We start from the raw sequence: 23,639 nt of genomic DNA on the forward strand, positions 1-23,639 counted from the left end.
TTCGATAAAGAAGATTTATGTCGAAAAAAGTCACGAAAAAAAGTTTGTGTATTTTTAAGGGATACACTTTACACGTAGGGTGTACATTTGGTAAACTATTCTGCATATATAAATGAAAATAAGGGCACGTTAAAACAATGGAGGGAAGCTTAATGACAGAAAAAGATCGTCAACGTATGGAAAGTTTAGAGGCCAAGATACATGCGCTTTCAAAGGAAATGAATGAACTTAAGCAAAAATCCTATCCAAATTTTGAACAATTAGAAACGGATAAATCATTGGTACAGACATACAATTAGAGCTGTCAGCGTAATTTCGCTGACAGTTTTTTCATTCTTCTTTGCAAAAGCGTCGAAAATTGTTTTAAAATGATACTAGAACAAGTTAGTGCATAGGAGGATGAAGATAATGGGTAAGCGTAAATGGGGTTTCATTCTTGTAACAGCAGTTGTTGTTGCAGTCGCGTCGAAGAAGGAATGGCGTGAGCGGGTATGCGTAGAAGCAAAGCTTGCTTGTAAGCAAGCGGAAGAGGCATATACGTTCCTGCGTGATAATCGAGAAGAGATGGTTTCTCAAGCAAAAGAGACGATTGAAGGTGTGAATCTTCTTTGGAAAGATGTTGCTAATGATGTTCGAGCAATTACGGAGAAAGCGGTTCACATTCGAGAAACTTCAGAAGAAGCGATTCATGCAGCAAAAGAAGCAGCAGATGAAATTAAAGCTTTAAAAAAACAACGAGAACTTGAATAGAAAAAAAACAACGGGTTATTCTAAACGTAAGGACGGTAGCTATGCTACAGTTCTTCCTATAAATCAATTGCGGTAGCTTGATGTTGAGTGTCACACGTTTTCTAACTAGAAGAGGTGGTTGCGTTGAGCAATGTAAATGTCTTTTTTATCATGTAAGACCATACATGATGAAGGAAGGTGTTTCCAAAAGACAACGATCGACTCTACCCTAAAGCAGATGATTTTAAGGCAAACAACAGCAGCCAAGCGCTGCTGTTGTTTTTTTTTGGTAAACATTCTCTTTTTCGATGTGGATAAAACATTTACGATTGTTTAACACTAAGCACATCAATAAAAAAAGGAGAAAATTTGATGAAAAAGATAATGATCGCATCCTTACTATTTATGCTCATTCAATCAAATCTTACGTTTGCTGCAGAAGAGCCGCAAAAAGAAGAAAATACGTTTATGATTCCTCAGTCTGTGTTATCGATATCAAAAGAAAATACTTATAAAAATCCGACTCAAGATTTGCCATATTTACAACCAAGTGAATTGGCACAGCAACTGTTGGATTCAACTCATGAAGAAATTGAAAATCCAGATCTTATCCGTATTATGAATGAATCATCCATCCAATTTGCCAAATTAGGTTTTGCTATGAAAGCATCCATTTATTTAGGCGAATGGCCACTTGCTTATGAATCAAAAGGAACAGAAGTGAATTGGGAATATCAAAAAGTGAATACGAATTACATTGATAATCGAGGCGGAAATGCGCCAAAAACAATGTCGTATTATCAAGAGCAGCAGAAGAAAATAACCGGTGGATTAACAGCGAAGATACCTAATTCTGAAGCTGTAGAAAAAATGATGATGATTTCTGCAGCAGAAAAAACGAATCTTCCTTTAGCGTTTGATACGGTTATTGGACAAAGCACGGCGAAGAATAATCAATACAACGTGCCAGCAAACCAAGTAGGATACTTGTATGGCTATGTGCCGGCTGTTCATGAAAAAGGGGACGTCACATACGGAGAAGTCTATTTAACGTTACGAGGTGGGAAGCCAAAGTTAGACGTAAAAAACGTAACGGAGCAAGGAATTGGTGCTTGGATTCCGGTTCAAGATAATTTGTCTTTTACCTTTATGGCGTCAACAAAACCTAGATAAAACAAAAAAGAAGTTCACGCTTCGTGTACTTCTTTTTTTGTTTGCTACAAATTTGAGCTTCTTTTTGTAAAGTCAATGTCACTGTAATAAGCATCACGTACAAGTAAGTTTGGCCCAAGACATTTTACAGCTGGACAATGACAGGAAATCCCTGCATTTAATGAAGAGGTTTGCCAAATTTTATAGGCGTCTGGTAACGATGTATGCTGTATATTTCCCAAATCAGGCGCATCTCCAAAATCGGTGACAATGATATCTCCAGAAAACAAGTTAATATTTAGTCGAGAACGTCCATCAGGGTCATTACGAACCGTCACGTTCTTCTCTGCATACAATCGTTTTTGTAAATTGAGATCATCTTGGTTATCGGAACAAGGGTAAAAAGGTAGGGTTCCGAACAACATCCATACGTTAGGATCACGATGGTCTAAAAGTCGATGAATGCCGTCGCGAATTTCACTAAGTGAAGCGGTCTCCAATGCGGAGGCAAAATCACTAGGGTACATAGGATGAACTTCATGACGCTGACAACCCATTTCAACAATTTGTTTGTGAATGGATTCAAGGTGAGGCAACGTTCGTTTGTTAATCATTGTTTCAGCTGATACCAATACGCCTCTAGACGTTAATGATTTAGCGTTGTCAATCATCCGGTTAAACATAGCTTCACGTTGTTTTTCTCCTGGTTTACGCTCGGCATGAGCAAATCCGATAAGGTGAAAATCGTCAATGCTACCGTAATTGTGGGAAATATGTAGCACATCTAGATAAGGGATAATAAGATCATAGCGTTCTAGCGGCATTGTTAAATTAGAATTAATTTGCGTTTTTGCACCACGTTCATGAGCGTATTTTAAAAGCGGGACAACGTATTCTCGAACTGACTTCATTGACATCATCGGTTCTCCGCCAGTAATACTAAACGCACGAAGTGTTGGAATGTCGTCGAGCCGTTGTATAATCAATTCTAGTGGAAGCGCCTCAGGATCTTTTGGAGATAGTGTATAGCCAACAGCGCAATGTTCACACCTCATATTACATAAGGTAGTCGTCGTTATTTCTATATTCGTTAATGAAAGTTGGCCTGCTTCAGCTACATCTAAGTAGGCTTCCCAAGGGTCGTGTTCTGGTGTAATGCTTGTAGAATATTTTGTAATCATTTAAATCATACTCCTTTACTACAACGTCTATCTTATCGTATCTTGTAAAGAAACAAAAGACTGTTTGAGAGTATATGCATACTTTGTTAAACTTAAGCCATTGCATGTAAGTTAAAAGGAGAGATAAAATGGGTCGTGCTGTATCAACAAAGAATGAACAACTTGATTATTTACAAAAGCGATTTGAACTATTAGCATCTGTTATTGAAGGAATGGATGCCGACTCCGCTAGTGTCGAAGAACTCGATTCAATTTTAAAGATGATTGACGACATCGAGGTGAAATGTCAACAATTTCGACGAGACTGGCCAAACGCTTAAAGAAGGAGGCGGTAACTATGAAGCTATATTTTATTCGCCATGGAGAGTCAGAAGGGAATAAACAGGGGAAAATTCAAGGGACAATGGACTTTCCATTAAGTGACCTCGGGGAACGACAAGCCGACGCAGTAGCTGAATTTACGAAATCTTTATCGATTGACCAAATTTATACGAGTGATTTGACCCGTGCTCTTCATACCGCACAAGCGATTACAAAAAAACATAATCAATCTTTAAAAGAAACCACACTATTACGAGAAGTGCATTTAGGTTCCATTCAAGGAAAAACAAGAGAAGACATTTATACTCTGTACCCTCACTTAAAAGGAAAGCCTCTTGTTGGTGCTGATATAGAAGGATCTGAAACAACAGATGACCTCAGTGAACGTTGTGAACAATTATTTGCTCTTTTAAAAGAGAAGCATGCCAACGACGAATCGATTTTACTCGTTTCCCACGGGGGCTTTATCAGCATGGTACTTACGTATTTAATTGTCGGTAAACAGTGGGGAGAAGCAAGTCGTCCATTTGTAATTGGCAATACGAGCGTTAGCCTTGTTGAGTGGGATCTCGAATCAAATCGTTTTTATATCGACTATACAAATCGAACGGCTCATTTAGAAGCAGTTAAAGCGGACTACCAAGCCCGTAAAGGAATTTTATAAAAAAAGACGCATACAGCTACTTGTATGCGTCTTACATTATTTTTTAAGAAGTACCGTAAGCTTGATAGTGATCCTCAACGTCTTCTTCATCCGATCGCTTCAATACTTCTACTAATTTAATTTGGTGACCATCAAAGGCCTTTACAGTAAACGCATAGTCATTAAAAATCATGGTTTCGCCTACTTCAATATCATACTTTTCCGTAAGTACCCAACCACCAATTGTATCTACTTCATCTTCGTTTAGTTCAACGTGAAGCAATTTATTGACATCAGATATGAGTGTCTTTCCATCTAAAAGGTAATGATCATCATTAATAGTGCGAATAAGAGGGTCTTCTTCCACATCAAATTCGTCTCTAATTTCGCCAACAATTTCTTCGATAATATCTTCAGCCGTTATCAAACCAGCAGTGCCACCATATTCATCAAAAAGAATTGCCATATGTGTCTGTTTCTTCTGCATTTCTACAAGAAGATCATTGACTGGAATCGATTCAATTACGTTGATGACCGGACGTATATAATTCTCCAACTTTACTTCTTCGGTAATGGCTGGAGAAACAATATCTGTTAGGACTTCTCGAACATTGACAATGCCCAAAATGTTGTCTTTATCACCGTTTACTACTGGATAGCGTGTGAATTTCTCTTCACGCATAATGGCTAAATTGTCGTCTAAACTATCTTCTATAGAGACGGCAGAAATTTCAGTTCGAGGAACCATAATTTCTTTTGCCAGCCTGTTATCAAAGTCAAAAATTTTGCTAACATACTTAAACTCAGACTGATTAATTTCCCCACCTTTGTAGCTATCAGAAATGATTAGGCGCAGCTCTTCTTCCGAATGGGTTACTTCATGCTCTGACATTGGTTTAAAGCCTAAAAGGCGGATTAAAATCCGAGCAGATCCGTTTAAAACCCAGATAAAAGGATAGAGTAAGCGATAGAACCAGACGAGTGGACGGGCAATTAAAAGAGTTACCTGTTCTGCTCGTTGGATCGCGATCGTCTTAGGGGCAAGTTCACCAATAACAACGTGTAAGAACGTTGCAAAGCTAAACGAAACAACGACAGCAAGTGTTGTTACCATTGCAGGCGGTACAACCCCTTCAAAAAATGGATGAAGCATTTGCTCGAACGTTGGTTCAGCTAAACGCCCAATCCCAAGGGCTGTAATCGTAATCCCGAGTTGGCAAGCGGATAAATATTCATCTAAATGCGTCGTTACCCTTTTCGCGTACTTCGCTGATCTCTTTCCAGCTTCTAAATGTGGTTCAAGCTGCGTACTTCTAATTTTAACGATTGCAAATTCTGATGCCACAAAAAATGCGGTTAATCCAATTAATATCGCCACAGCGATAAGGCTAAGTCCCTGTTGTATGTCCAAATATTCCCCTCGTAAAGAGGGAGTCACCTCCTGTAGTGTTCAAAAAATAGGCTAGTTGAGCTTCCTAGTTTGGAACAACAGGCTAACGCATATTCTTTACCAAATGTGTAAACGTAGTGCGTACAATGACAATGTGTTTTATGTGAAGTAGATGGTTTCGCAAGAATAGCGGAAGCCCGACTCGATTGGGAAGCAAACGAGAAGTTCCAAACGATAGTTGCACGCATGTATCGTTTTTCTATCTACTTTGTACTCTCCACCATCGAATCACCCCGCTCTCGTTATTAAGTACTTATATTTTATGGGAAGAATAGAAGAACGTCAAACACTTTATTTAAAAAAATTAACAATTCAAAAAAGTGCTAAACATTTAGTTGTTTAGCACTAGGTGCGTTCAGCTCGTCCAAAAGTGAGCGCTGTTACTAAGCCTGCTAAGAACGTAAAAAATGTAACAAGACCATATAAAAAGCTATCAGGTAATGAAGATGGCATAATAACGAGAATGGATCCTGCTACAAGACCTAACATAATGGAATAGGTAGCTTGTGTGTAGGTTTTTAAGAAATAACGTATTACTCTACTTGTAAATAGTACGCCGAACACCACACCTAAGCCAATCGCTGAAATCACAGGCAAATGCAATGAATCAAGAGCAGAAATAGCCGTGTAATAAGCGCCAAGGACCATTAACACTAATGCACCACTAATGCCAGGCAAAACAAGCGCCATGCTTGCTAGTACACCAGAAAAAAATAAATAAATGTATGTTCCAGCATTGAAGTCGGTAATCACCGTTTCCACAGGCTCGCCGATAAGGCTAGTAAGAGCCATTAGCGTGAATGAAACAAGAATGAATCCATAATGGTAGGATTTAAAGCGTTTGTTCGTTTCAGCATGCGCAGAGCGCCATAAAAATGGAAGAATACCAACTACAAGGCCAACAAATAAGAACATTGTTGGAATGGGGTGCTCTGCGAGTAAGTATTTAATAAATTTTGCAGCAATCAGTAAAGCAAAAACCATTCCAATCCCTAAAGGTATTAAAAACCCTAGTGCTCGCTTTATGTTTCCTTTTGTTATGTCGCTTAATGAGCCAAGTAATTGTTCGTAAATACCCATTAACATTGCGATTGTACTCGCGCTTACGCCAGGAACGGTTTCAGTAACTCCCATTGCAAAGCCGCGAAAGAAATTTGTCCATTTAAACATGCACGTGCCTCCAATATTCATTCATACACCAATTTCAATCAAACCATAGCGTATCTGAACATGCAAGTCGAAAAAAAACGAAAGATGTGTAAATCGAATAGTTTTTTACTGTGAACCTCATACTAACATCAAGTACAATTTAACGGGAGGAAAGATATGAAAAGATGGTTGGTTTTTAGTCTTATATTCTTTGCATTTATAGCAGTTGCAGTAAAGCCGGCTTACGCTTTCGATAATACGAAATTTAACTGGAGTTATAAGCCTGCGCCTACTCATACACCAGCTGATACAGAGGAAAAGTATAAAGCGTTATTAAAGCAATCGGACAGTTATTATATCGGAAATACAAATGAAAAAGCACTCTATTTAACGTTTGATAACGGTTATGAGAATGGCTATACGGAAACGGTTCTAGATGTATTAAAAGAAAAGAACGTTCCAGGTGCTTTTTTTGTGACAGGGCACTATTTAAAAACAGCGGAGCCATTAGTCAAACGTATGGTGGATGAAGGCCATATTGTTGGAAACCACTCCTTCCACCATCCGAGCTTGCCAGCAGTAAACGACAGCAAGCTCAAAGATGAGTTAGATTCTGTTAAAGACATGTTTACAACCATTACTGGGGAAGAGCAAATGCGGTATTTGAGAGCGCCTAGAGGGGAATTTAGTGAACGTACACTTATGTTGTCAAAAGAATTAGGCTATACAAATGTATTCTGGTCTCTAGCTTATAAGGACTGGGAAGTCGATAAACAAAGAGGAAAAGAGTATGCATTTGAACAAGTGATGAAGCGAATACACCCAGGTGCTGTTATGCTCATTCATTCGGTTTCACCAGATAATGCAGCCGCCTTAGGCGATATTATTGATGCTTGTGAAGAACAGGGCTATACATTTAAAAGTTTAGATGACTTAGCGTTGGATCAACCACTACCATAAATAAAAAGGAGCTGCATCTGCGGCTCCTTTTTAATTCATTTGACTATCGTAAGCAATGGCACTTGCGATCGTTTCCAAAGTAGACAGATCGGTTACATCAAATGCAATTGATTCTTTTGTCCGTACAATCATCATCCCAATTTCTGTGCTAGCAGCGTTTTTTACAGGGAACTTTAATTCACCATTACATTCCCATCGTAAATCATTGCTAAAGCAAGAAGCGGCAACAAGTGTATGGTTTAAATCTTCATACATATAGATGCCAACCCAGTCAATATAAGGTACTGTCTCAACTAAGCTTTCAACTGTTTTTTCAAATACATAATCTGTGTCTTGTTTTTTGTAAACGTGAGCCATAATTTTTAGAGAAGCTATATCCGTAGGAATAGACAACTTATCACCACCTCCGAACACAATTACTTCTCCATTTTATCAGAAGTTTTCATAAGATGAATTAGAAAGTTTAGGAAGGGTAGAAAAATTTGTTATACTATGTAAAAGAAAACCCCAATACATTAGGGTTTCAATTAGGAGGAAAAAATTAAATTTTTATGAATGACAAGGAACAAAGTAGTATTCAACTAACAAAAGGTCAACGGTTTCCACTTACAATTAAACGCTTAGGTATTAATGGTGAAGGTGTAGGCTATTTCAAAAAGAAAGTCGTGTTCGTTAAAGGAGCGTTACCGGGTGAAGAGGTCGTTGTAGAAGTAACGAAAGCAAGCCAACGGTTTACTGAGGCGAAAATTCGGAAGCTACGAAAAACGTCACAAGAACGCCAAGCCCCGCCATGTCCAATATACAATGAGTGTGGTGGATGTCAGCTTCAGCATATGGACTACGCCGCAACGTTACGCGGGAAAAAAGACATTGTGGCACAAGCTTTTTATCGCTATACGAAGCTAAGCGAAGAAAAACTCCCTTTAAACGATACGATTGGTATGGACAATCCATGGTTTTACCGCAACAAAAGCCAATTACAAACGCGGAAGACGAATGGCACAGTTGCGGCAGGCTTGTATAAAGAAGGGACTCATGAACTCATTGATTTATCGGAATGTCTTGTCCAGCATAAAGAGCTTAATGCAGTGACGCAAGTAGTAAAAACAATTTTACAAGACTTATCGATTCCGATTTATGACGAGAAAAAACATAATGGACAAGTAAGAACCATCGTCACGCGAGTTGGGTTTGAATCGGGGCAAGTACAACTAGTGCTTGTAACCCGGACAAAAGAGCTTGCGAAAAAAGAGTTACTTATTGAGAAAGTACGAAAGAAATTACCGCAAGTCACATCATTTATGCAGAATATTAATCATGAGCGGACTTCACTTATCTTTGGCGAAAATACTCATCATTTAGATGGGGAAGAAACGATTAACGAACGACTAGGTGAGTTTGCTTTTGATTTATCTGCACGCGCATTCTTTCAGCTTAATCCAGCCCAAACGGTAAAGCTCTATAACGAAGCAAAGAAAGCAGCGAAACTAACTGGAAAAGAAAACGTAATCGACGCCTACTGTGGTGTTGGAACAATTGGACAGTGGGTAGGTAAGAACGCTAAAGAAGTACGAGGGATGGACACGACGAAAGAAGCGATTGCTGACGCACGAAAAAATGCTAAGCAACACGGGATTCGTGCATCCTATGAAGTAGGAACAGCCGAAAAATGGATGCCGGTCTGGTTAAAGGAAGGCTTCAAACCGGATGTTGTGATTGTAGATCCTCCTCGAAGCGGATGTGATGGGAAGCTTCTTCAATCAATTGTAAAAGCAAAACCAAAACGAGTGGTTTACGTATCGTGCAACCCATCCACCCTTGCAAAAGACATTGAACAACTGATGAAAAAAGGCTATAAAATCAAAAACATTCAACCTGTCGACATGTTCCCATGGACGGCGCAAGTTGAAAGTGTAACCGAGCTAACCCTGTAAATACAGGGTTTTTTCTCGTTTGGGTGGCAATGATCACATTTTGGCGATAATAAAGCACCAGAATAAAAGCTAATCCTGATGTTTCTTTTGTAGCTGATAGAAGAAAGTAATCAAAGTATCAACAATCTTTAAAATCAAATAATAAAGAATGACTCCTAACAGTGTTAGAAAAATAAAGCCAAAAGGATGTTGTTCTCCAAAAACTTGAATCGTAAAATGCACTGGTGAAGGGAGTATGAATTGAGTTAAAATTAAGGCAATTATGATGGTGAAAATATGTTTCAATTTGTCATAACCTCCTTAGATAGTAGTAATTCAAATTAATTTTATTACTATCATAAAATTAATTTGAACTTCCTTGTTGTTGATTAATATTCACCTTTTTATTAATTTAATGAAACTGGAACATGTACTAATTCTTTTGTGTTTTTTGGATTCGAGAATAAATCTTAATGACAAGTTTAAATAGTTTATGGATGATAAAAAAAATAACACAGGTCACTAAAGCTATAAAAATGGTGGCCAACGGATTATTTTCTCCGAATATTTGTACTAAAAAAAGTCTAGGTGAAGGAAGAGTGATGGGTAATAAAATTCCTATTAGCACCATTGCGATAAAGAACCACAAGTTGAAAAAACCTCCACTATTGTTTTAAGATCGGATGAATTAAAAATTATTAAATTCATGAAGTTCTCCAGATGTAGGTGCTAAGCAATGCTGACCTGGAATGCAACCCCAAGAAACTCTATTTGTAGTATAGTTATAAAAAAATGTATTTGTTAACTGCTTGTTTGTAAAGAGCACCAGCTTGTCTTTTAATGTTTAACTCAATGTTTCGAATGTTGTCTTTAGTCCATTGGACAGGTGATTTACCGCTATTGTATTCAATTACCCAACCAGCCGGTATGGAACCGGTACCTAATACTCTACCGACCCTACCATTAACATCACCACTACTTGTATGTTGTAATTGAATATTAGTCTGCATGATTTCAATTGTATCGTTTTCATCACTTTTTTCCTCGGCTTAAGCGGATGATGGTAGAAGTAGTGCAAAAATTGCTACAAGAATTAAGCGTATAAAATTTGATGCAGGACTTTTCATTTTAAATGACCTCCAAACTTTTTTTAGGTTAACATATTTTACATAAAATTCAAAAAATATATTTCGACAAATCTTAGAGTAATATAAAAAGGTGATAAATGATATGAAGAGAAGCTGAGGAATTATATTTGGTTAATTAAAGTTCTGACAAGTCACTCACTATCTTTTTTGAAGTGGATGAAAAATTATCCCTCTCAATTCATCATCAAAGCAAAACCAAAACGAGTGGTTTACGTATCGTGCAACCCATCCACCCTTGCAAAAGACATTGAACAACTGATGAAAAAAGGCTATAAAATCAAAAACATTCAACCTGTCGACATGTTCCCATGGACGGCGCAAGTTGAAAGTGTAACCGAGCTAACCCTGTAAATACAGGGTTTTTTCTCGTTTGGGTGGCAATGATCACATTTTGGCGATAATGAGTTTTTCCGTGAAGATCTTTGGTAACGTGAGATTTTGCAATAGAAGAATTTCTTGTCATTAGTGTCTCCATGGTAAATCTTTTCTTACTTTTTGGTATTGGTTTTACTTCTTTCTTTACGAGGGTGAGGAATGATTACTGTCCATGTCAAAAATAGAGAAGAGGCAAGTATTAAGGCATTCAGCCATTTTACTTGGTCATCATGAATTATGCTCAATATTAAGTAAACACTACCGCACACGAGAGCTACTATAAGAGAGTCAAACCATTTGTTAAAATGATACATGGGAATACCTCCTATGTTTTTCTTTTCTTGAAAATGAAAGGAAAAACACATAGACCAATCGTTAATCCAGTCGCAATAACAAAATGAGTTAACCAGTTCTCTATGAATGGATGGTCGCCGAAGCGAATGAGAAAGCTGAGTAAGTATGTAAAGACAAAAGATAGTAGGAAAACAATAAGCGCATCTAGCAAGGGATTTTTATAATCATAAGAACCTCCAATAAATGATGTTCAATCCAGTACCCTTGAGGGAGGTCGTAAAAAGATTAAGTTCCAGGATAAGACAATTACGAAGTGGTCAAAGGGAGTAGGTTCACCCTACCCCTTTAGGACTTTATTCTTTATCAAATACAGTTCTGTTTTTTTCACGTGACGTAACATAACAGATGAAATAAACGACTGTTGAAATAACAATAATTCCGAGGACTGATTGTGTATTAAGTCGTGAGACAATCATTAAAAAAATGGCTACTGCAAAACCTACTGCTAGGGCATTCCTGAAACACTTATTAGCGAACATTTTTAATCCTCCTAAAATAATTTATAGAAAACCATACCTCTTGTAAGGAGTGCTAAAACTAAGAATTTTTTTCATATAAGAACTTTTGAGGGCTTTAAGCGAACGAATGAACGGACGTGAACACGTAAGGTCAAACTAAAAAGGACCGTATACGCTTTCTATTACTGTTTTTTAATTCCGTGATAGGGTAATGGAGTAACACGAGGGAGGGTCTCATGAAGAATATGAAGCTTGCAATAATTAGTATGAGCGTTGTGTTTTTTGTAGCAACGATCATAAGCCTTGTTTATTCCCTAAGTAAAGGAGAAGCTAATGCTATTTATTTAATCATTTCGGATTTTTTTCTTGCCGGATTGTTTATAACAACAATTATCTATGCGTATAAGCGAAACCACAAAAACGATAATCGGATAATGTTAGGCATAATGTGGTTATTTCCCCTATATTTTATCGTAAGTGGAGTATACAGCTTTATAAGACTTTGAATCACTGATGCGGTGTGCCCTGCAGCTTAAAACAAAAAATAAGCAGGCTTGAGCCTGCTTATATATTCTGTATTCTCCAGACATCACCGTCTAATAGAATAAGATCTAAATTCAACTTTTTAACTTCAAGTTGCGCAGAAGCTAAATCAGTAAAGGTTTTCTCGTTGCGTTCTGAATCCACTGAGGTTTCTGTAATCCCGTTAACGTACCGAACAACTCTGTACATCGGCATTCTCCTTTGCGGCTTAGAAAAAAGCCGTAAAGACATTGTCTCATATTTACGAGCAACTTTGAACAGAGCGTAAACAGTTTACATACCCTTACATCTTTATAGGTAAACATAATTTTAGGAGAATAAACAAGAGAAAGAGGGATCCTATAAAAAATTGTCTAAATGAGCAGTTACTTAGAAGATATACAAGACAGAGATGAAGACGAAGTTATATTGTGAGTATTATGCCCGTTACTTATGTGGAATCAAAAGCACGGTAAACAACACTACGAGATCAAGTAATGATGAAACGCACATGATTTTGAAAATAAAAAGATTATTGGTGTGAATATAAGCTATAATTTTATAAAAGTGCTTATACATTAAAGGTAAAAGGGGATGTGTTGATGAATGCTTCGTTTTTTCTGCGATTTAAAGCTTTTATGATTGATTATCTACTTATTCTCATTTATTTACTTATTCTATTTATAGTCAATGTACTAATATTTCCATCTCTACAAGAATTTTTTACAGGCTCGTTGATTGTAGCGCAATTTGCAGGATTTATCATGGTCACATTCCCTGTTTCACTTTATTTCATTATTAGCGACTCTTCAATTGGTAAACAATCTTTTGGAAAAAGGAAAGTCGGTATACGAGTTGTGGGATACAATGGGCAAGAACTATCAATTTTTCATTTAACTTTTCGAACGATGTTAAAATTTTTGCCTTGGGAATTGTCACATTTTCTTGTGTATCGTCTTGTTTATATAGGTAATAATGAAGTCCCATTTAGCTATTATTTGGTTGGCGGGCTCATTTACGCACTTATGTTTTCGTATATATTGTCAGCCATTTTTACAAAAAAAAGACAATCCCTGTACGACATTGTGGCAAAAACACAAGTATTGAAAATTAAATAAGTATTTGAGTAAAAGGTTTAGCTAAAACGGAGGTGTCATAAAGTTACGGTTTTGGAGCTTAGTCCTATGAAATTATTCCTCGCAAGATTGATGATACCATATGGTAAGACTGTGTGGAGTGCATTTTAAAAGAACTAGAAGAGGGTAAAGCACTTCATTTATTGTTTCATTAGTAACTTCTTAATTGTATATAGCTGTATAGAATGTCATTCTCATAATAAGAAGTAACATACCAATTATTCATAACTATACTTTAGGTGCAATCATCTACGCGGGGTAATTGTATTGATTTTTCTACGTTGTTACTATGAGTACACTTATTTTCCTAGGTCTTTCTGATAAAAAAATGAGATTAAGAAAAAATAAATTTGATGTACTGAAGAGAGCTTCCTACTAGGTGGTTCTCTTTTTGTGTATTAAACCCTGATTTTGTTATTCCAATTATCATAAATGGATTTCAGTTTACTACATTGTGTGAAGAAGACCAGTTGAAAGAGACCAACTCAACTATCTATACACGAACTAAAAAAATGATTAACGACCTTTGATAAATCTTGCTTCTGGTCTCTTTGTGTATTGAACCAATATAAATACGAAGAGATATAGATGCTACTTGTAATGGAAAGCAGACTCAGTAAGTGTTGCGATTTCAACGTAGTTCTCTCAATGGTCAAAATGGAGGAGTGTCAGATGACAAACGAAAATAGTAATAGTGTGAACATGCTTGAAGATTCAGCTTTTTATAGTGGTGTTACAACTAGAGAAGGAAGAAAGAATGGTACTACTTACTATGTAACTGTAATCGAAGTTTCAGAAGGGGGCACTCTTAAACATGGGTTAGCTAATAACGCACAAACAGGTGAAACTGCAAGGTCATTTGCACAACGTAACTCAAATACAGTTACAATAAATGCAGGTATTTTTCACCCTACTCAAATGACTTTATCGGGAGTCAATATTGTTAATCGGAGGATTCTATCCGATAGAAGAACAGATAAAGCTAGATACATCCTTGCGTTTAATGATAACAATCAATTTAAAGTATTTCGACCTCAGACTACAGCAACCACAATTATTAATGAGGGTTATACGAATGCAGTCACTGGGTTTATCCCTTTAATAGAAAATGGTGCTAAACTTCCGCAGACTGTTTATGATGACTATGAGCATAATCAAAATCCTCAGCCCGCACAAATTTTTGGTCAAAAGATTACTGGAGATATTGTCATTTTGACTGTAGATGGTCGTACGAATTTTGATAGGGGCTTCACTTCCCATGAGTCAGCAGAAATCATGTTGCAAGAGGAGGTTGCTTTTGCTTTTACACTGGATGGCGGTGGAAGTGCTCAAACTGTAGTGAGAGGTGCCATGGTTAATCGTTCAATCGATAATAATGGCATGACTGAAAGAAAAGTACCTGATTTCTTCTACATTCAAAAACCAGTGAACGGTGTTTCGGCTCAAGATCTTTACTCGTTGGGATCTGACGTTGGCAGAATCTCTAAACGCCTTCAAGAAGTAGAATCTATGGTACAGCGAATTGATGAATACAACAGGGGCTTTATACAACTTCGAGGAGAGGAGGGTTATAAAACCCAAGGAATTGAAGTGTGGGAGGGTAACAAGCGAAAAGTGAAATTAAATTTACGAGAAGAATTTATGTCTTTGTACGATTATCAAAATGATCGAACAGTCTTTAGAGTTCAACCAGATGGTACGATTTCATCTTTAAAAGGGACACTAGGAACGTTCCACAGTCAATCCAAAGCTGTAACAGATGCAAATGCAATAAGCGAGAACGGTCGCTACTGGATCAGACAAACTGACGCTACGAATGTTCCTGCCGGACAAACAGCTTGGATGATTGATCACTATCAGTTAAATAATGATGCTTTGCAAATAGCTACACCATTTGTACAATCTTCCATTGGATTAAGAAAACGTAGAAAGACTGGTGGAACATGGACATCTTGGATTAACGCCTAGCATATTGACTCCTTAGTTGTTTGGAAAAGCTCATATTATTTGCGAACGGAAATCTAATCAAAAACCCCTTACTGAAACAGCTTTTTCAGTAGCAGATGAAATTAAAAAATTTAAAGAATTACTTGATGATGGAATCATTACAGAGGAAGAATTTCATAAAAAGAAACTTGAGCTTTTACGTTAAAAAGAACCCTTATTGGTATTGCCCCTAAATAGTTAGAGTGCCAAGCTAGCATTTGGGGTGTAGTACCATTAAGGGTTTATTTTTTTGTCCGGAATTAGATGGATGTGAGCAAAGATCCAAATAGCTCACATGCCTAAGTATGTTGTGGTTCTTGGAATAAGCGAATGATTAATCAAAGAAAACTTGTACGTTTCAAGAAAATATTAGGAAAAACGCTAAAAAAGAAGAAATTCTTTTATTTTTCGACAGCAATATTTTTATTGTTGCTTTATAATAAACAATAATTACATCGTACATCATCGTAGTGAAGAGGAGGGTCTTTCTTGTCTGAATATCTATATCAACTTGTTAGAAATTATTTAAGTATAGAAGGGAATAAGCAAGTAGACATCTCAAAAGCAACAGGAATATCGAAGCCGCTTATTTCTATGTTTTTGGATAAGAAAGGTCAAAAAGATCTGCAATTTTCTAATTCCTTTGCTATTATTCGCTATATTGAAAAAGAAGATTACTTAGATGTGATGGATGATTACTGTCGGACGCTGACAAAGCCGATTGGTATTTTGAGTTCGCTTGAATATGCTTCGAATTTTAACAGAAGAGACTTGCTTGATGATTTGTTATCTGTTCATCAAGATCATAAAGGCGAAGTGAAAGAATGGATAGAGATATACCGGTTTGAGCGGGATAAAGATTTACTGACTTCAGAAATGGCGTGGGAAAGATGTCGAAGCTTATTTGGGAAAGTGACTATTCCAGAAGCGCTTTTAAAGCTGGAATTAATTGAATCCACGTTAACATTTAAACAAAATTTCTATGATATGAACAACTTTCTGGCGAGAACGGATCGGAAAGTACATGTGTTACGAGAAGGGTTCTTGAAAGATTCGTTGTTACTTAAATACGATTTACAGCGAGCTTATGATAGTTTATATAACCGCATCGATATTCAAGATGCGATACAAAATGCCAATAACATTCTTAAAAGTCCTCTAGCTTCTGATTTCATTGTAGCTAGTGCAAATCACTTACTTGGACACGCCTATCAGGGCCATTCCGTCGATTTGGCTATACGTTATTTGGAGATGGCTCAAGCTTGTTATAAAAAAGCAAATTCAAAGAAACACGAAGAAATGGAGCAAGATATTGCGTTTGTCTTAAGTATACACAATGTTATCCATGACCGTTGTTTAAGTTGTGGAGATGAAGAAGAAGTGGCACATCAACACTACGTTCGAGGGGAGGTGAATAAAGCAATACGGTTGCTTAAGAATCAAAGTCAACTAAGTCCTTTTGGTAAGCTCTATTTAGGTTTATGTACAAAAAATGTACATCAAGTGTTTGAAGGTTACGGCGAAATGAAGCAAAGTGGTAACAATTACTTTGCAACGTTCTTCACAACAAAGCTAGATAGTATAATTTAAAGAGGTGTTGGCGTATAAAAAAGGTAATGATAAGTATCATCGTTGTGATGTTATTTTTACTAAGTTCGCCCTTTGCTCAACTGACAACTGGTACTATACCTGAGTTAGTTGAAATAAAAGGCGGACCGACGCAACCCGGCGGATCTTAATAGGACTGTAAAACCATTTTAAACATATAGATAAAGAAACTACATTTCGTTTATGATACAAAGACTCCTTAGAGAGTCTTTTTTCGTTTTGCAAGAGTTTTGTGGAGGGACGCTCTTATTTCTCGGTAAAAAATGATGGTGTTCATAAACAGAATTCCCCCGATTACTCTTACGCTACGCGCAAGCCACTCTAGCTCAATTGTTACAGAAAGCATAGTGAGGATTGGTCCAAGTGCAAGCAGTAAAAGCATGATCGTACGTTTTGTGTTCATTCTGTAGTCCTTTCCTAAAACAATATATGCTTACAGTGTAGCAAGAAAAATAAAGAGTAGGAATCTTTTTCAGTTGTAACATGGTAGTAGTGCAGTGGGAACAATATTTATTTGAACTAGGCATTTGTTTTAACCGTGGTACAATCGTTACATAAGATAAAAGAAAAACGTCCACGGAGTGTGAGGAGTTATGCAGTTATACAAGACACATATTATTCATCCCCATACCCATGTACCTCTTATTGTGTATTACAATCAAACAGAGGGATTTGTTAGCTTTGAGCGAGATGAAAAGGTTTTAAAAGCGATTTATAATGTGAAGCGGGACTTGGCATTAAACAAGCAGTTTCAGGAGAGTCTTCGGAGAGCAACGCAGCTTTGTCAAACACAATATCCGCTTGATACGTTAAGGCAAGCAGAGCAGTTTTTAAAGAAGCTTGGTATTGAGGAACAGAGTATCAAGTTCGAGAAAGTGCTGCTTCATTAAAAAATCGCATGGTATCAGTTGTATCTGAAACCATGCGTTTTATCGTTAGTTTAACAATTGTTTAAGTGCGGCTACCGGTTCACTGTAGTCAAATGTAAAACCGTGTTGAATGGCTTTACGAGGAAAGATGTAAGCTCCGTCGAGGATCAGCGTACTCATTTCACCGAGGGCGGTTTTTATAGCGAAAGATGGTGCAGGCATCCAATGTGGACGACTCATCACATTAGCAATGGTTCGGTTTAGTTGATTCATACGAACAGGGTGAGGCGCAGTGGCATTTAAAGGGCCAGAGATTGCTTCTTCCTCTATGGCAAATAAAAACAAGCGAATTAAATCGTTTATGTGTATCCAAGACATCCATTGCTTCCCTGAGCCCACTTTACCGCCAACAAAGAATTTGTAAGGAAGAAGCATCTTCGGAAGTGCGCCTCCTTTTGTGTCTAAAACTATGCCAATTCGCACGTACACTGTTCGAATTCCAAGTTCTGAGGCTAAAGATGCGGCGTTCTCCCATTTTTGTGTAACTTCACCGAGGAATGGTGTGTTCGCTGGTTTATCCTCTTCTGTAAATTGCTGTGTATCAGAATAGCCATAGTAGCCCATAGCTGAACCATTTACGAAAACGGTTGGCTTTTTTTTCAGTTGTTTTATAATGGAAATCAATTCGGTCGTTGCTTCTAGTCGACTTGAGAGGATGCGTTCTTTTTTTAATGCTGTCCACCTCCCCATAATGGATTCTCCAGCCAAATTAATAAATGCGTCTGTGCCTTCTAAATGCTCAGCAGGAGTGGCATCTGGTTGAAGCCATTCTACATAGGAGATGTGTTCTTTGCTTTGCTTATTTGCTGCATTTCGCGTTAAAATAGTGACGGTATGTCCTTGCTCGACTAAATAGTTTGTTAATTTTTGACCTACTAATCCCGTACCTCCAGTAATAGCAATATTCATGTCCTGAGCTCCTTTATCATCGTTTGTTCTTGTTATACCCTTTACCGTAACGAATAACACGTTAAGGAATGACTAGTAAAGAAAGGAGCGAGGTTGTTGCCGATCATATCAAAGATCACGATGCAAAAAAAGGCTAAACAGCGTTACAATATTTTTGTACTTGACCGTCAAATTGAGCGTTATTCGTTTAGTGTGGATGAAGATATTCTAATTAAATACAACTTGCGTAAAGGGATGGAGCTTGATGAAGACGCCATGAAAGAAATTGCCGAAGCGGATGAGGCAAAGAAGACGTTTCATTTGGCTATTCATTATTTATCATTTCGAATGCGTTCCGAGAAAGAAATTAAAGAGTATTTAGTAAAGAAAGAGCGCGAAGAAAGTCATATCGCACAAGCCATTCAACGGTTAAATGCGGAAGGATTAATCGATGATTTAGCGTTTGCGCACGCTTTCGTGCGCTCAAAAGTAAATCAAAGTTTTATTGGACCAACTAAATTAAAGCAGCAGCTTTTGGAAAAGGGTGTTGCTGAAAAGCATATAGAATGTGCTTTGAGTGAGTATGATGTTAACTGGGAAGTCAACCGTTTGGAAAAATGGAAGGACAAGCAAGATCGAAAATCAGGCATCGTTAAAGATTCTAAACAGCAGCAACTTAAGAAATGGCAAACGCAACTTATGGCAAAAGGATTTCGTTATGAGGCGATAAGCCGTCTAATGCGTACGTTTACAGATGAGATGAACAACGACGAAGAAAAGCAGGCATTAGCGTATCAAGGGGACAAATTGTTTCGGACTTATAAAAAAAGATATACTGAACCTTACGAGTTAAAACAGAAAATGATTCAAGCGTTATATCGAAAAGGTTTTTCGTTTGACGATTGTAAAGCGTACGTAGATGAACAAATGAGAGGAATGTCTGAGTAAATGGAAAAGCGATTTAGTGACATGGATGAATATGAGCTGAAGCTAGAGATTGCAATGTTAAACGAGAAAGCTAAAAAAGCTGAGCAGTTAGGCAATAGTAATGAATTTGCCGTTTATGAAAGAAGAAAGACGATTGCGCAGTCGTATTTAGTAGACCCCGATTCCATTGAACCTGGACAAGCGTATCGAATGACTGATGGGGTTACAATATTCGAGGTGTCCTATATGAATGGCCGTTTTGCTTGGGGGTACCGAACAGGTGAAAGAGAGCTTGCGGGCGTCCCAATCTCGTTATTAGCTGATAAAATAACGGATAAATAAAAAAGAGGCTTTCTTTTCGAAAGCCTCTTTTTTAGCGCTAGGTACGTTTTCGCATCTGCGCTTCAAGCACGATATTGTGTTGACTTTGCTGGGTTTCACCATTCACTTGGTGGAAGGCGTGCTTTGAATTGGCACGCGGTGACATGAACGGATCTTGGTACAAACTGTTAAAACGCGATTTACTATTTTCCTTACCCATGAATCATTCCTCCCAGTATTAAAACGTTTTAAAGTGGTTGGACGAACTCATTCGTTCTTTTGGATGATCATTAATAGATCCATCCGGACGCTTGGATGCGGCTGCATCGGCGTTATCGGCTTTATTACCATTAAACGAAATCGGATTCGGAAAGTTTTTCGCTTTATTTCGCACTCGTGAAACCCCCTCCGCCTTATCGGCTTACCGTTAATATGACCGGATGAGGAACTAATTATTGGAGGGAATTATAACCAGGCTACGTAATAATTTTTAACTTCTTTCTTAATGTTTCTTCACTATAAACCCATCCTGTATAGGAAGTAATAACGTTTAGCTGTTCATCCATCTTTACAATCGCAACAAATGGATAGTATCCGTTGCTGCGATAGCGTAGGTCTACAAAACGGACTTCATAGCCATTGTCATCAGTTGCTTCCATCTCCCAACGATATGTTGGTGAAAAAGAAAGGAATGCGGCTAGATTCTTATCCGAACGTGCCGCCTGCATAACTGAATCGTTTGGAATCGGATCAAACGTATAGCTTTCAAAGAAATGAATAACACGATCTTTTGATTGTGCAACGTACAACATGTCAGGTGTACGTATGACTAAATGCCATTTGTTCCAACGAATCGTTGGAGATACAAAAATGTGGGAAGCATTTGGGTGTATTTGTCGTGCTTGGCGAACCACCTTTTGTTTTTGTTTATAGCGCCAAACATAGTAACAAATAAGAAACAAATAAATCCCAATAAACGCTGGACCTGAAGGTAGACCAAGAATCCAAAGCATAATCCCAAAAACATGAGAGCCGAAAATAACAGGGTCAAAAATATTAATGACACCGAGTGCAATCCACCTGTTGCTAATCGGGCGCAATGCTTGTGTCCCATATGCGTTAAAAATATCGACAAACACATGTAAGAAAACAGAAATAGCTGCCCATAAAAGTAATGTTGGCCAATAGGCGTCTTGAAAAAAGAGCATCAGTCCACCTGAGACGATAAACGGCCAAAGAAATAATGCCGGTAACGAATGGGTAATGCCTCGGTGGTGCCGAATATAAACGGCATTATTTCGTAATTTAAGGATTGTATCGAAATCTGGAGCATTTGAGGCTACTAAAGTTGTAGCTAATACGGCTGTCGCCATATAAGGAGATGCTGAGACATTTGGATCTAACGTCGCAAGTCCAGCCAGCCCCACACCCATAACAATATGTGTGGATGTATCCATTCTCTATAACATCCTCCTTTAATTTGTGAAACATTCGTACGTTATCAAGCGCTACAATTGTTACGCATTTTTTTAACTTATGCTATAGTTATACCCGTCGTGAAGTAAACTAAGCATTCTTTCATGATGAATGTATTGATGCGACAAGTCAAGATGGTAGGTGATTGTTTGAAAAACCTTGATCAACATAAAATAGAGTCGTTTCAAACCAATTTAGTCCATTGGTATGAACAACATAAACGAGACCTCCCGTGGAGAAAAAATCAAGAACCTTATCAAATTTGGGTTTCTGAAGTCATGCTTCAACAAACAAGGGTTGATACGGTTATTCCTTATTACGAACGGTTTATGCGCTCATTTCCAGAAATGGAAGATTTAGCGTATGCGGACGAAGACGCCATTTTAAAAGTTTGGGAAGGGTTAGGCTACTATTCCCGTGTTCGGAATTTGCAAAAAGGTGTTCGTGAAGTTGTAGAGCACTACGGAGGGCAAGTACCAAAAAGCAGAAAAGAAATGGAATCATTAAAAGGTGTAGGTCCATATACAGCTGGAGCGATTTTAAGTATTGCGTATGGGTTGCCAGAACCTGCTGTAGACGGGAATGTAATGCGGGTGTTGTCTCGAGTCTTTCATCTAACAGATGACATTGCTAAGCCGAGCACGAGAAAAGTTCATGAAGCCATTCTGTACGAAGCCATCGACAAAAACAATCCGTCTAGTTTTAATCAAGGGTTAATGGAGCTAGGAGCACTTGTCTGTACACCTACGTCACCTGGCTGTCTACTTTGTCCTGTAAGGGAACAATGTGATGCATTCTCATTAGGTATCCAAGAAGAATTACCGATAAAAAGTAAGAAAAAGAAAGCAAAAACAATTCATTTAGACGCTTTCCTTCTCGTCAACCAAGATAAGAAAGTGTATATCGAAAAACGCCCTTCTGAAGGATTATTAGCCGGCTTATGGCAATTGCCTATGCTACCACAAGCATCTTCAGATGAAGAGAGACAAGGGGTTCTTCATCATACGTATTCAATAACAGAGAACGTTCAAAAGCAACCTTTTCATGTTAAACATGTTTTTAGCCATATTATTTGGGAAATAGATCTTTATGTAGGTGATGTCAGTTTACTGGCTGTTCCAGAACACTGGAAAGCAGTATCGAAAAAAGAATTAGAAGGGTTTGCGTTTCCGGTATCGCAACAAAAAGTATTAAGCTATTGTCTAGAGGAGGATTTACTTTGAACCTACAGTTAAAAGGGAAAACCGTGTTTGTAACAGGTGGAACGAAAGGGATAGGCAGAGCGATTGCGCTTGCATTTGCAGATGAAGGATGTAAAGTGGCTGTATGTGCAAGAGGAGAAGGGGAAGCGTTTCCGACTGACATTCCCGTAATTTTAGGGGATGTGACCAACTTTGAAGAACGAGAGCGGATTTTTCAAGAAGTGACAGCACGAATTGGTCCAATAGATATTTTAATTAATAACGCAGGCGGAAGTAATGGTGCGGAAATTGAAAAAACAACGATGGATGAATTCCATCAGGCGTTTGAATTGAATTATTTTTCTGCAGTCCATTTTTCAAAGCTCGTTTTGCCGGGAATGAAAGCAAATAAAGAAGGGGCTATTCTTCATGTCAGTTCTATTTTTGGTCGTGAATCAGGTGGGAAAGCAACGTATAATAATGCAAAAGCAGCGTTAATTAGTTTTACGAAAGCGTTAGCTGATGAAGTGATGCATGAAGGCATTCGCGTTAATAGCGTGGCGCCAGGAAGTATTTTACACCCCACTGGTAACTGGCAGAAGCGTCTCGATGAAAATCCTGAGAAAATAAACCAGTTTGTGCAAACAAACATCCCTGCAGGGCGTTTTGGCAAGCCAGAAGAAATTGCGGATGTCGTCGTATTCTTGGCTTCCCCAAAAGCTAACTGGGTAACTGGATCGAGTTTACAAGTTGATGGTGGACAGTCAAAAATGAATATGTAGATGCGTAAACTAGCTAAATGAGCTTCAAAGTGCTAAGAATATTCGGATGA

General features: G+C 37.9%; 28 protein-coding genes and 1 pseudogene. 17 read left to right on the plus strand and 12 right to left on the minus strand.

The features are described 5' to 3' along the window. Positions 1-152: 152 nt before the first annotated feature. The 3 genes from FPV17_RS21820 to FPV17_RS07090 all read left to right on the plus strand — a co-directional run bounded on the left by FPV17_RS21820 (position 153) and on the right by FPV17_RS07090 (position 1,902). A complete protein-coding gene (locus tag FPV17_RS21820) occupies positions 153-299 on the plus strand; it encodes a hypothetical protein (RefSeq protein ID WP_158318503.1) in 147 nt (48 codons plus the stop codon). A 109-nt stretch (positions 300-408) separates the two neighbouring features. Beyond that, positions 409-750 (plus strand): hypothetical protein, encoded by a 342-nt coding sequence (locus FPV17_RS07085; RefSeq protein ID WP_052008038.1) that lies wholly within the window; start codon positions 409-411, stop codon positions 748-750. Positions 751-1,101: 351 nt separating this feature from the next. Then, entirely contained in the window at positions 1,102-1,902 is an 801-nt protein-coding gene (locus FPV17_RS07090; protein ID WP_035395543.1) for a YfkD famly protein, read from the plus strand. A gap of 44 nt (positions 1,903-1,946) precedes the next feature. On the opposite strand, the gene yfkAB is transcribed toward FPV17_RS07090, so the two are convergent. Continuing rightward, positions 1,947-3,062: a radical SAM/CxCxxxxC motif protein YfkAB gene (gene yfkAB / locus FPV17_RS07095; protein ID WP_060705259.1), complete on the minus strand. Its 1,116-nt coding sequence runs from the start codon at positions 3,060-3,062 to the stop codon at positions 1,947-1,949. Positions 3,063-3,190: 128 nt separating this feature from the next. Here yfkAB and FPV17_RS07100 point away from each other — a divergent pair, with 128 nt between their 5' ends. Both FPV17_RS07100 and FPV17_RS07105 read left to right on the plus strand, forming a co-directional pair. Further along, positions 3,191-3,382: an SE1561 family protein gene (locus FPV17_RS07100; RefSeq protein WP_035395547.1), complete on the plus strand. Its 192-nt coding sequence runs from the start codon at positions 3,191-3,193 to the stop codon at positions 3,380-3,382. A gap of 17 nt (positions 3,383-3,399) precedes the next feature. Continuing rightward, a complete protein-coding gene (locus FPV17_RS07105) occupies positions 3,400-4,047 on the plus strand; it encodes a histidine phosphatase family protein (RefSeq protein ID WP_035395549.1) in 648 nt (215 codons plus the stop codon). Positions 4,048-4,090: 43 nt separating this feature from the next. Here FPV17_RS07105 and FPV17_RS07110 read toward each other — a convergent pair whose 3' ends face one another. Together FPV17_RS07110 and FPV17_RS07115 are read right to left on the minus strand one after the other, a co-directional pair. Then, entirely contained in the window at positions 4,091-5,437 is a 1,347-nt protein-coding gene (locus FPV17_RS07110) for a hemolysin family protein (protein WP_035395551.1), read from the minus strand. Between the two features lie 384 nt (positions 5,438-5,821). Continuing rightward, positions 5,822-6,646, minus strand: a complete 825-nt coding sequence (locus FPV17_RS07115; RefSeq protein WP_144558620.1) for a DUF368 domain-containing protein — start codon at positions 6,644-6,646, stop codon at positions 5,822-5,824. A gap of 156 nt (positions 6,647-6,802) precedes the next feature. Here FPV17_RS07115 and pdaA point away from each other — a divergent pair, with 156 nt between their 5' ends. Next, positions 6,803-7,585, plus strand: a complete 783-nt coding sequence (pdaA, locus tag FPV17_RS07120) for a delta-lactam-biosynthetic de-N-acetylase (protein WP_035395553.1) — start codon at positions 6,803-6,805, stop codon at positions 7,583-7,585. Positions 7,586-7,615: 30 nt separating this feature from the next. Here the strand turns inward: pdaA and FPV17_RS07125 are convergent, their stop codons facing one another. Next, positions 7,616-7,978 carry a GAF domain-containing protein gene (locus tag FPV17_RS07125; RefSeq protein WP_144558621.1) on the minus strand — a complete coding sequence of 121 codons (363 nt, stop codon included), beginning with the start codon at positions 7,976-7,978 and terminating at the stop codon, positions 7,616-7,618. A 158-nt stretch (positions 7,979-8,136) separates the two neighbouring features. Here FPV17_RS07125 and rlmD point away from each other — a divergent pair, with 158 nt between their 5' ends. Then, positions 8,137-9,519, plus strand: coding sequence for a 23S rRNA (uracil(1939)-C(5))-methyltransferase RlmD (rlmD, locus tag FPV17_RS07130; RefSeq protein WP_144558622.1), 1,383 nt, complete (start codon positions 8,137-8,139; stop codon positions 9,517-9,519). Positions 9,520-10,280: 761 nt separating this feature from the next. On the opposite strand, the gene FPV17_RS07135 is transcribed toward rlmD, so the two are convergent. After that, a complete protein-coding gene (locus FPV17_RS07135) occupies positions 10,281-10,508 on the minus strand; it encodes a hypothetical protein (RefSeq protein ID WP_144558623.1) in 228 nt (75 codons plus the stop codon). A gap of 318 nt (positions 10,509-10,826) precedes the next feature. Between FPV17_RS07135 and FPV17_RS07140 the strand changes: the two are divergent. Continuing rightward, positions 10,827-10,997: pseudogene (locus FPV17_RS07140) on the plus strand (23S rRNA (uracil(1939)-C(5))-methyltransferase RlmD); the annotation flags it as partial. Between the two features lie 671 nt (positions 10,998-11,668). Here FPV17_RS07140 and FPV17_RS07145 read toward each other — a convergent pair. Together FPV17_RS07145 and FPV17_RS21825 are read right to left on the minus strand one after the other, a co-directional pair. Continuing rightward, positions 11,669-11,854 (minus strand): hypothetical protein, encoded by a 186-nt coding sequence (locus FPV17_RS07145; RefSeq protein ID WP_035395559.1) that lies wholly within the window; start codon positions 11,852-11,854, stop codon positions 11,669-11,671. Between the two features lie 543 nt (positions 11,855-12,397). Further along, on the minus strand, positions 12,398-12,565 hold the full coding sequence (locus tag FPV17_RS21825) for a hypothetical protein (protein WP_158332001.1): 168 nt from the start codon (positions 12,563-12,565) through the stop codon (positions 12,398-12,400). Between the two features lie 392 nt (positions 12,566-12,957). Here FPV17_RS21825 and FPV17_RS07150 point away from each other — a divergent pair, with 392 nt between their 5' ends. The 4 genes from FPV17_RS07150 to FPV17_RS07165 all read left to right on the plus strand — a co-directional run bounded on the left by FPV17_RS07150 (position 12,958) and on the right by FPV17_RS07165 (position 17,067). Further along, positions 12,958-13,473, plus strand: coding sequence for an RDD family protein (locus FPV17_RS07150; RefSeq protein ID WP_035395563.1), 516 nt, complete (start codon positions 12,958-12,960; stop codon positions 13,471-13,473). Positions 13,474-14,163: 690 nt separating this feature from the next. After that, the gene (locus FPV17_RS07155; RefSeq protein ID WP_060705263.1) at positions 14,164-15,459 is read left to right on the plus strand and encodes a phosphodiester glycosidase family protein; all 1,296 of its coding nucleotides are present in this window, start codon (positions 14,164-14,166) and stop codon (positions 15,457-15,459) included. Positions 15,460-15,475: 16 nt separating this feature from the next. Then, on the plus strand, positions 15,476-15,643 hold the full coding sequence (locus FPV17_RS07160) for an SHOCT domain-containing protein (RefSeq protein WP_246117151.1): 168 nt from the start codon (positions 15,476-15,478) through the stop codon (positions 15,641-15,643). Positions 15,644-15,966: 323 nt separating this feature from the next. Continuing rightward, positions 15,967-17,067, plus strand: a complete 1,101-nt coding sequence (locus FPV17_RS07165) for an AimR family lysis-lysogeny pheromone receptor (RefSeq protein WP_144558625.1) — start codon at positions 15,967-15,969, stop codon at positions 17,065-17,067. 217 nt (positions 17,068-17,284) lie between these two features. Here FPV17_RS07165 and FPV17_RS07170 read toward each other — a convergent pair whose 3' ends face one another. After that, a complete protein-coding gene (locus tag FPV17_RS07170) occupies positions 17,285-17,488 on the minus strand; it encodes a hypothetical protein (RefSeq protein ID WP_035395572.1) in 204 nt (67 codons plus the stop codon). Between the two features lie 190 nt (positions 17,489-17,678). Here FPV17_RS07170 and FPV17_RS07175 point away from each other — a divergent pair, with 190 nt between their 5' ends. Beyond that, positions 17,679-17,975: a hypothetical protein gene (locus tag FPV17_RS07175; RefSeq protein WP_035395575.1), complete on the plus strand. Its 297-nt coding sequence runs from the start codon at positions 17,679-17,681 to the stop codon at positions 17,973-17,975. Positions 17,976-18,020: 45 nt separating this feature from the next. On the opposite strand, the gene FPV17_RS07180 is transcribed toward FPV17_RS07175, so the two are convergent. Next, a complete protein-coding gene (locus tag FPV17_RS07180; protein ID WP_035395576.1) occupies positions 18,021-18,923 on the minus strand; it encodes a TIGR01777 family oxidoreductase in 903 nt (300 codons plus the stop codon). Between the two features lie 96 nt (positions 18,924-19,019). Between FPV17_RS07180 and recX the strand changes: the two genes are divergently transcribed. Next, positions 19,020-19,850 carry a recombination regulator RecX gene (gene recX, locus FPV17_RS07185; RefSeq protein ID WP_144558626.1) on the plus strand — a complete coding sequence of 277 codons (831 nt, stop codon included), beginning with the start codon at positions 19,020-19,022 and terminating at the stop codon, positions 19,848-19,850. Further along, positions 19,851-20,171 carry a YfhH family protein gene (locus FPV17_RS07190; protein ID WP_144558627.1) on the plus strand — a complete coding sequence of 107 codons (321 nt, stop codon included), beginning with the start codon at positions 19,851-19,853 and terminating at the stop codon, positions 20,169-20,171. It abuts the gene before it with no gap. A 37-nt stretch (positions 20,172-20,208) separates the two neighbouring features. Here FPV17_RS07190 and FPV17_RS07195 read toward each other — a convergent pair whose 3' ends face one another. The 3 genes from FPV17_RS07195 to FPV17_RS07205 form a co-directional block, all read right to left on the minus strand. Then, positions 20,209-20,370, minus strand: a complete 162-nt coding sequence (locus tag FPV17_RS07195) for a YpzG family protein (RefSeq protein WP_081762217.1) — start codon at positions 20,368-20,370, stop codon at positions 20,209-20,211. A gap of 18 nt (positions 20,371-20,388) precedes the next feature. Then, positions 20,389-20,544 carry a small acid-soluble spore protein K gene (gene sspK, locus FPV17_RS07200; protein ID WP_144558628.1) on the minus strand — a complete coding sequence of 52 codons (156 nt, stop codon included), beginning with the start codon at positions 20,542-20,544 and terminating at the stop codon, positions 20,389-20,391. 82 nt (positions 20,545-20,626) lie between these two features. Further along, positions 20,627-21,607 (minus strand): metal-dependent hydrolase, encoded by a 981-nt coding sequence (locus FPV17_RS07205; RefSeq protein WP_144558629.1) that lies wholly within the window; start codon positions 21,605-21,607, stop codon positions 20,627-20,629. Between the two features lie 138 nt (positions 21,608-21,745). Between FPV17_RS07205 and mutY the strand changes: the two genes are divergently transcribed. Together mutY and FPV17_RS07215 are read left to right on the plus strand one after the other, a co-directional pair. Then, on the plus strand, positions 21,746-22,849 hold the full coding sequence (mutY, locus tag FPV17_RS07210) for an A/G-specific adenine glycosylase (RefSeq protein ID WP_246117152.1): 1,104 nt from the start codon (positions 21,746-21,748) through the stop codon (positions 22,847-22,849). Then, positions 22,846-23,589 (plus strand): SDR family NAD(P)-dependent oxidoreductase, encoded by a 744-nt coding sequence (locus FPV17_RS07215; protein ID WP_144558630.1) that lies wholly within the window; start codon positions 22,846-22,848, stop codon positions 23,587-23,589. Before mutY ends, FPV17_RS07215 begins: the two co-directional genes overlap by 4 nt. The last annotated feature ends 50 nt before the right edge of the window (positions 23,590-23,639 follow it).

The organism is Shouchella miscanthi (genome assembly GCF_007725405.1).
GTDB lineage: Bacteria > Bacillota > Bacilli > Bacillales > Bacillaceae_D > Shouchella > Shouchella hunanensis.